The 7,169-nt window shown below is 72.1% G+C and carries 8 protein-coding genes and 1 pseudogene; 3 read left to right on the top strand and 6 right to left on the bottom strand.

Annotated elements, in window-relative coordinates:
- The first annotated feature begins 63 nt into the window (after nt 1-63).
- Together AOK24_RS37040 and AOK24_RS37045 are read left to right on the top strand one after the other, a co-directional pair.
- Nucleotides 64-807, top strand: coding sequence for a class I SAM-dependent methyltransferase (locus AOK24_RS37040; protein WP_055724335.1), 744 nt, complete (start codon nt 64-66; stop codon nt 805-807).
- Complete coding sequence (locus AOK24_RS37045; RefSeq protein ID WP_055724336.1) at nt 804-1,871, top strand: prenyltransferase/squalene oxidase repeat-containing protein; 1,068 nt, start codon at nt 804-806, stop codon at nt 1,869-1,871. Before AOK24_RS37040 ends, AOK24_RS37045 begins: the two co-directional genes overlap by 4 nt.
- An 11-nt stretch (nt 1,872-1,882) precedes the next feature.
- Here the strand turns inward: AOK24_RS37045 and AOK24_RS37050 are convergent, their stop codons facing one another.
- Complete coding sequence (locus AOK24_RS37050; protein ID WP_055724337.1) at nt 1,883-2,170, bottom strand: hypothetical protein; 288 nt, start codon at nt 2,168-2,170, stop codon at nt 1,883-1,885.
- A gap of 155 nt (nt 2,171-2,325) precedes the next feature.
- Here AOK24_RS37050 and AOK24_RS37055 point away from each other — a divergent pair, with 155 nt between their 5' ends.
- The gene (locus tag AOK24_RS37055; RefSeq protein ID WP_055724338.1) at nt 2,326-2,886 is read left to right on the top strand and encodes a hypothetical protein; all 561 of its coding nucleotides are present in this window, start codon (nt 2,326-2,328) and stop codon (nt 2,884-2,886) included.
- Here AOK24_RS37055 and AOK24_RS37060 read toward each other — a convergent pair.
- The 5 genes and pseudogenes from AOK24_RS37060 to AOK24_RS51650 form a co-directional block, all read right to left on the bottom strand.
- Nucleotides 2,883-3,890 (bottom strand): LLM class F420-dependent oxidoreductase, encoded by a 1,008-nt coding sequence (locus AOK24_RS37060; protein ID WP_055724339.1) that lies wholly within the window; start codon nt 3,888-3,890, stop codon nt 2,883-2,885. The genes AOK24_RS37055 and AOK24_RS37060 overlap by 4 nt on opposite strands.
- A gap of 102 nt (nt 3,891-3,992) precedes the next feature.
- Nucleotides 3,993-4,805, bottom strand: a complete 813-nt coding sequence (locus AOK24_RS37065) for a DUF5336 domain-containing protein (RefSeq protein WP_079057182.1) — start codon at nt 4,803-4,805, stop codon at nt 3,993-3,995.
- A 99-nt stretch (nt 4,806-4,904) separates the two neighbouring features.
- A complete protein-coding gene (locus tag AOK24_RS37070) occupies nt 4,905-5,792 on the bottom strand; it encodes an N-acetylmuramoyl-L-alanine amidase (RefSeq protein ID WP_420876721.1) in 888 nt (295 codons plus the stop codon).
- 10 nt (nt 5,793-5,802) lie between these two features.
- A partial coding sequence (locus AOK24_RS37075) for an MFS transporter (RefSeq protein WP_240554295.1) occupies nt 5,803-6,845 on the bottom strand: 1,043 nt, incomplete at its 5' end.
- A gap of 2 nt (nt 6,846-6,847) precedes the next feature.
- Nucleotides 6,848-7,132, bottom strand: a pseudogene (locus AOK24_RS51650) (MFS transporter); the annotation flags it as partial.
- Nucleotides 7,133-7,169 lie beyond the last annotated feature (37 nt).

Below are 7,169 nucleotides of genomic sequence, written 5' to 3' on the forward strand. Positions count from 1 at the left end.
CCGTGACACCCTGGGCGCCGAGCTTCCCTCCCCCCGTTCCACCACCCCCGAAAGCAGGGCCACGTGCTGACCGTCGACTTCTCCAGGTTCCCGCTCGCCCCGGGGGACCGTGTGCTGGACCTCGGGTGTGGAGCCGGACGGCACGCCTTCGAGTGCTACCGGCGGGGAGCGCAGGTCGTGGCGCTGGACCAGAACGGCGAGGAGATCCGCGAGGTCGCCAAGTGGTTCGCCGCGATGAAGGAGGCCGGGGAGGCGCCGGAAGGGGCCACCGCGACCGCCATGGAGGGGGACGCGCTCGCGCTGCCGTTCCCCGACGAGTCCTTCGACGTCGTCATCATCTCCGAGGTGATGGAGCACATCCCCGACGACAAGGGCGTACTCGCCGAGATGGTACGGGTGTTGAGGCCCGGCGGCCGGATCGCGATCACCGTCCCCCGGTACGGGCCGGAGAAGGTGTGCTGGACGCTGTCCGACGCCTACCACGAGGTCGAGGGCGGCCACATCCGCATCTACAAGGCCGACGAACTCCTCGCCAAGATCCGCGAGGCCGGCCTCAAGCCGTACGGCACGCACCACGCGCACGCCCTGCACTCCCCGTACTGGTGGCTGAAGTGCGCGTTCGGCGTGGACAACGACCAGGCGCTCCCGGTGAAGGCGTACCACAAGCTCCTGGTGTGGGACATCATGAAGAAACCGCTGGCCACCCGGGTCGCCGAACAGGCCCTGAACCCGCTCATCGGCAAGAGCTTCGTGGCGTACGCGACCAAGCCCCACCTCCCCCGGGTCTCCGAGGCGGCGGCCAAGTGACCACCCCCCGGACAGAACACCTCGTCCTGCCCGGGGTCCTCACCGCCGAGCAGGCCGTGGCGACCGTGCGCGGCATCCTCGCCGCACAGCGCGAGGACGGCGCGATCCCCTGGTTCCGGGGCCACCACCTCGACCCGTGGGACCACACCGAGGCCGCCATGGCCCTGGACGCGGCCGGCGAGCACGAGGCGGCCGAGCGCGCCTACCTGTGGCTGGCCCGCCACCAGACCGAGGACGGCTCCTGGTACGCCGCGTACGCCGACGGCGCGTACGACGACGTCACCGACCGGGCCCGCGAGTCCAACTTCGTCGCCTACGTCGCCGTGGGCGTCTGGCACCACTACCTCGCGACCGGCGACGACACGTTCCTGGACCGCATGTGGCCCGTCGTGTACGCGGCCGTGGAGTGGGTGCTGCGCCTCCAGCAGCCGGGCGGCGAGATCGGCTGGCGCCGCGACGACGACGGCACGCCCACCGACGACGCGCTGCTGACCGGGAGTTCGTCGATCCACCACGCCCTGCGGTGCGCCCTCGCCATCGCCGAGCAGCGTGAAGAGCCGCAGCCCGACTGGGAGTTGGCGGTCGGCGCGCTGCGCCACGCGATCCGCCGCCACCCGGAGCGGTTCCTCGACAAGGGCCGCTACTCCATGGACTGGTACTACCCGGTGCTGGGCGGCGCGTTGACCGGCGAGGAGGCCGAGTCCCGGGTGAAGGAGGGCTGGGAGCGGTTCGTCGTACCCGGCTTCGGGGTGCGCTGCGTCGTCCCGAACCCCTGGGTCACCGGCGGCGAGTCCGCCGAACTCGCCCTGACGCTCTGGGCGATGGGCGAGTCGGACCGCGCGCTGGAGATCCTCCAGTCGATCCAGCACCTGCGGGACCCGGAGAGCGGCCTCTACTGGACGGGGTACGTTTTCGCCGACGACGCCGTCTGGCCACGGGAGTTGACGACGTGGACGGCGGGCTCGCTGCTGCTCGCGGTCGCGGCGCTCGGCGGCCACGAGGCGACGTGCGCGGTGTTCGGCGGCGAGCAGCTGCCGGTGGGTCTTGACCCCGACTGCTGCTGAGTCCCTGAAGGTCAGTGCCGCCGGCCGAGGTTGGCGATGGCGTGCCCCAGCACGACGTACACGACCGCCGCGAGCCCGTACCCGGCGACGACCCGCGCCCACCGGTCGTCGAAGGTGAACAGGTCGCGGGACCAGCCCGCGAGCCAGTTCGCCGCGTCGTGCACGAACCGCACGAAGTCGTTCGCGCGGTTCGCGTCCAGGAGGTCCAGCGCGATCCACAGAACCAGCACGAGGGCCAGGACGTCGGCGACTCCCGCGACCAGCGACCCGACGCCTCTGCCGTTGCGATCCGGAGACATGCGGTACGGGTATCCCGGCGCCCGGCGATGAAACCTGGCGCCCCTGACCTGCGAGTATCACCCGGTGTGAGCCTCCCCGGGTGGCGGAGCGGCGTCCGTCGGGTGAGGCTGGCCGGGACAGCTCGGGGGGAAGTCCACACATCCCGGAGGACCCCGTGGCCGTACCGATACGGCGCCTTCTCGTGGCGCTCAGCGTGTGCTGTGCCCTGCTGGTGGGCGGGACCGCGTGTTCGAGCAGCGGGAAGAGCGCCGCACAGGACACCGTGGCCGCCGCTGTCGCCGGTGACCCGAGCCCCACGCCGACCGCCGAGCGGCAGCGCCTCGCCAAGACGCGGTTCGTGGCCAACGCGGGGCTCGCTGCCGGGGCGGCCTACCAGTGGATCGTGAAGCCCTGGAAGGCCGGCAAGTTCAAGAAGGGCGCGAAGGGGCGGACGTTCGCGCTGGTCAAGGCCGGTCTCGCCGGGACCTTCGCGTACAACCGGCTCAAGGCGGCGAGCCGCAACGCGCAGGGCGACCCGCTGCTGTCGAAGGCGATGGCGCCGCTCACCTCGGGCATCGACGCGCTCAAGGACCTGCCGTCCAAGCTCCGCAAGGGCGACGACTCGGCGGCCGGTTCCTTCGACGACATCATCGGCAAGGTGAAGGACGCCGGGAAGAGCGCCGGCGCCGAGGTGAAGGACAAGGTGCCGTCGGCCGGACAACTCGCGGGCGGCTAGGCGGAGTTGAGTTCTGCGAGCACGCGCAGGCTCTCCGGGTCCGGTGACATGGCCAGCAGGTCGGTCACCGGGCCCTTCCGCCACGACTCCAGCCGCTCGGCGATGCGCCGGCGCGGCCCGACGAGCGAGATCTCGTCCGCGAACGCGTTGGGCACGGCCGCGATGGCCTCCCCCCGCCGCCCCGACAGGAACAACTCCTGGATACGGCGGGCCTGTTGCCCGTACCCCATCCGCGCCATGAGATCGGCGTGGAAGTTCCGCGTCGCCGCCCCCATGCCGCCGATGTAGAAGCCCAGCATCGCCTTCACGGGGGCCAGCCCCTCGGACACGTCCGCGCACACGCGCACCTGGGCCATCGGCGCGACCATGAACCCCTCGGGCACGGTGACGTCCCCGTACGCGTCCGGCCGGTCCGGCGACCAGTACAACGGCAGCCAGCCGTCGGCTATGTGGAGGGTCTGGGCGACGTTCTTCGGCCCTTCCGCCCCCAGAAGTACGGGGAGTTGGGCCCGCAGCGGGTGCGTGATCGGCTTCAGCGGCTTGCCGAGCCCCGTCCCGTCCGGCCCCGCGTACGGGTGGGAGTGGTAGCGGCCGTTCAGCTCCACCGGCCCCTCGCGGCGCAGGACTTGGCGCACGACGTCGACGTACTCGCGGGTCGCGGTGAGCGGCGACTTCGGGAACGGGCGGCCGTACCAGCCCTCGACGACCTGCGGGCCGGAGAGGCCGAGGCCCAGCAGCGCGCGGCCCCCGGAGAGGTGGTCCAGGGTGAGGGCGTGCATCGCCGTCGTCGTGGGGGAGCGGGCCGCCATCTGCGCAACGGCCGTACCCAGCCGGATGGTTGACGTGTGGGCGGCGAGCCAGGCGAGCGGGGTGAACGCGTCCGAGCCCCACGACTCCGCCGTCCACACCGAGTCGTAGCCGAGCCGCTCCGCCTCCCGGACGAGGGGCAGATGGCCGGGGTTGGGGCCGCGGCCCCAGTAGCCGAGCGCGAGACCTAGCCGCATGGCGTCTCCTGACGGTCCGTCAACTGGCGGGAGCCGTGCGACTGTACGGCAACGGCCCTCCACCTGGAAGGGTGAAGGGCCGTGTGCCTGAAGGGTGTTCGGTCAGCCGCGCTGGATGCCCGAACTGTCGCGCAGGACGCCGCGACGGCCGTCCTGGGTCTGCGCGATCAGGCCCTGCGCGTTCTGCTCGACCGCCAAGTACCAGGTACCCGGGGCGAGTTCGGCGATCGGGTTGGGCGCGCCGTCCTCCGCGAACAGCGGACGGGGCACCGGCACCGCGAACCAGAACGGCGAGAACTCCGGCGCGGGCTGCGCCGCCGGAGCCGGGGCGGGCTGGCCACCGCCGAACGGCGGCTGACCACCGAACGCCGAGGGCTGCTGCTGCGCGCCCGGGTAGCCGTAACCGGCGGGCGGCTGCGGCTGGGCGCCGTACGGCTGCGGGGCCGGGGGCTTCGGCGCCGGGATCAGGCCACCCTGGAGCGCCGGCACCAGCGGGGTCGCGACCGCGGCACCCGCCATCACGACCGTCGCCACGACCAGCAGGATCAGACCCGTGCCCGCGTCGATGGTGTCCTGCGCGCCCTGGAGGTTGTTCATGGCGCTCGTCGGGTCGAACACGTTGCCCAGCGCGCTCCACGCCGCGAACACCGTGAACGCCACACCGAACTGGCGCAGGTCCAGGCCCGCGACCTTCGGCACCTGCGGCAGCGCGCGCGAGACGACGACCAGTGCGGTACCGATCAGACCGGCCAGCACCACGCCCAGCAGGATCGGACCGCTCGCCCATGCGCTCGGGAAGTCGAAGCCGTCCGGGGCCTGATCGGCCGAGTAGACGTCGAGGAACGACGCGATGAACAGCAATACCGCTGCCCCGATCACCACGCCGTCGCCTCTAGTGAGGGAGCGGATATTCACTTCAGGTCCTTCGTCGCTCGTCTTGTCGTCTGTCGTCAACGTTGGAACGACATTATCGTCCGTGCGATCGGCCTGTCCGCCCGGAGAGGTCCGGTGAAGCTACCCGCGCAGGAAACTCACGATTCCCTCAGAGATCCCCTGCGCGGCCTTCTGCCGCCACGCCCCGCTCGTGAGCAGCGCCGCGTCCTTCGGGTCCCGCATGTTGCCGCACTCGATGAACACCTTCGGGACCGTCGAGAGGTTGAGGCCGCCGAGGTCGGTCCGGGTGACCAGGCCGGTACCGGCACCCACGTAGTTGGACGGCTTGCTGCCCGTCGTACGGCGGAAACCGTTCGCCACGAGTTCACCGAGCCGTTTCGAGGGGGCGACGATCGGGCGGGTGTCGGCGGTGCCTTCGTGGACCGCGCCGGGGAGGATCACGTGGAAACCCCGGTTGCCGGTGCCCGAGCCGTCCGCGTGGACCGACACGACCGCGTCCGCCTTCGCCGCGTTGCCGATCCGGGCGCGCTCGTCGACGCAGGGGCCGAAGGGGCGGTCGGCGTCCTGGGTGAGCTTCACCTTCGCGCCCTCGGACTCCAGGAGCGTGCGCATGCGGTGGGCGACGTCCAGGGTGAACTGGGCTTCCGTATAGGCGGAGTTGGTAGAGGTGGCGTTGGTCGAGGTGCCGGTGGTGTCGCACTCCTTCTTGTTCGTGCCGATGTCCACCAGGCGGTTGATCTCGGAGGGGTGGCGGTAGTTGGTGGGGTTGTGGCCGGGGTCGATGACGATCGTCCTGCCGGCCAGCGGCTTCGCCGGGGACTTCATGTCCGGCAGGGGGATCGCGGGCTCCGACGACATCGGCGCCGCCGTCGCCGTCGTCGTACCGCCCCCGCCCGTACCGCTGTACGCGAACCACCCGGCCGCCACCACCGGCACCAGCACCGCCGGTACCACTACCAGCGGCCGGCGGAAGGGGGAGCGTTTCTGCGGGGGGTCTGTGTACGGCACGCCGGCCAGCCTAGGCCCTGTCGCCGCCCCCGCGCGGCAGCCATGCCCACATCAGGATCGCGCCCCCGATGAGGACGGCGGCGCTCGTGCGGAAGACCAGGGCGTAGCCGTCGGTCAGGGCGGCGGGGGTGGTGCGGCCGTCCGTGCGGGTCGCGGCGAGGGTGGCCATGACCGCGAGGCCGAGGGAGCCGCCCATCGTGCGGGAGGTGTTGACCAGGCCGGAGACGATGCCCGAGTCGTCGGGCGCCGTGCCCGAAGTGGCCAGGGACGCCAGGGGAGTTGTCGCCATGCCCGCGCCGAGCATCATGAGGATGCCGGGCAGGACGATCGCGGTCAGCAGCTCGCCGTCCGCGCTCATCGTCGACTGCCAGGCGAACCCGGTCGCCGCGATCAGCGCCCCGAGGGCCGCCGTCGCGCGCGGGGACGCCGTACGCATCAGGCGCGGCGCCAGCTTCGAGCCGACGATCACCGCGAGCGAGCTGGGCATCGTCGCGAGGCCCGCCTCCAGCGGGGTGTAGCCGAGGACGTTCTGGGCGTACAGCGTCATGAAGAACCACATGCAGAACGTCGCCGAGCCGCTGATGAACATCGCCACGTTCGCCGAGGCGACCTGCCGCAGCCTGAGCAGCCCGAGCGGCATCAGCGGGGACCTCGCGCGCGCCTCGACCGCCAGGAACACCGCGATCAGGACGGCTCCGGCGGCCAGCGGCAGCAGCGCGGCCGACGACGTCCACCCCTCCGACTCGATGCGCGAGATCCCGAACGCCAGCGTCGCGAGCCCGGCCGTGACCAGCAGCGCACCCGGCACGTCGAGCCGCCTCGTCGTCGCCGCGCGCGTCTCCGGCAGCCAGCGCAGGGCGCCCGCGAGGACCAGCGCGCCGACGGGGACGTTGATCAGCAGCACCCAGCGCCACGACAGGGTGTCCACCAGGAGCCCGCCGACCAGGCCGCCCGCCGAGCCACCGCCCGCGCCGACCGCCGTCCACGTCGCTATCGCGCGCGCCCGCGCGGGGCCCTCCGGGACGGCCGCCGTCAGCAGCGTCAGCGTCGACGNNGGCCAGCAGCAGTTCCCAGTCCGACTGGGCGAGGCCGCCGGTCAGCGAGGCCAGCGTGAACAGGGCGAGGCCGACCAGGAACGTGCGCTTCCTGCCGAACAGGTCGCCCGCCCGGCCGCCCAGCAGGAGGAAACCGGCGAACGTGATGGCGTACGCGTTCACCACCCATTGCAGGCCCGGCGCGCTCAGGCCCAGGTCCGCGCGGAGCGAGGGGAGGGCGACGTTCACCACCGAGATGTCCAGCACGACCAGGAACTGTCCGGCGCAGGCGAGCGCGACGATCAGCCAGGCGGGCGGGCGGTGTTTCGGCGGGGTCGGGGCG

This window comes from Streptomyces niveiscabiei, from assembly GCF_001419795.1.
GTDB classification, from domain to species: Bacteria; Actinomycetota; Actinomycetes; order Streptomycetales; family Streptomycetaceae; genus Streptomyces; species Streptomyces niveiscabiei.

Bases quoted from the DNA above. Each gene is read 5' to 3' on its own strand.
- AOK24_RS37050 (WP_055724337.1), bottom strand. From the start codon at position 2,170: ATGTCTCCGGATCGCAACGGCAGAGGCGTCGGGTCGCTGGTCGCGGGA.
- AOK24_RS37060 (WP_055724339.1), bottom strand. From the start codon at position 3,890: ATGCGGCTAGGTCTCGCGCTCGGCTACTGGGGCCGCGGCCCCAACCCC.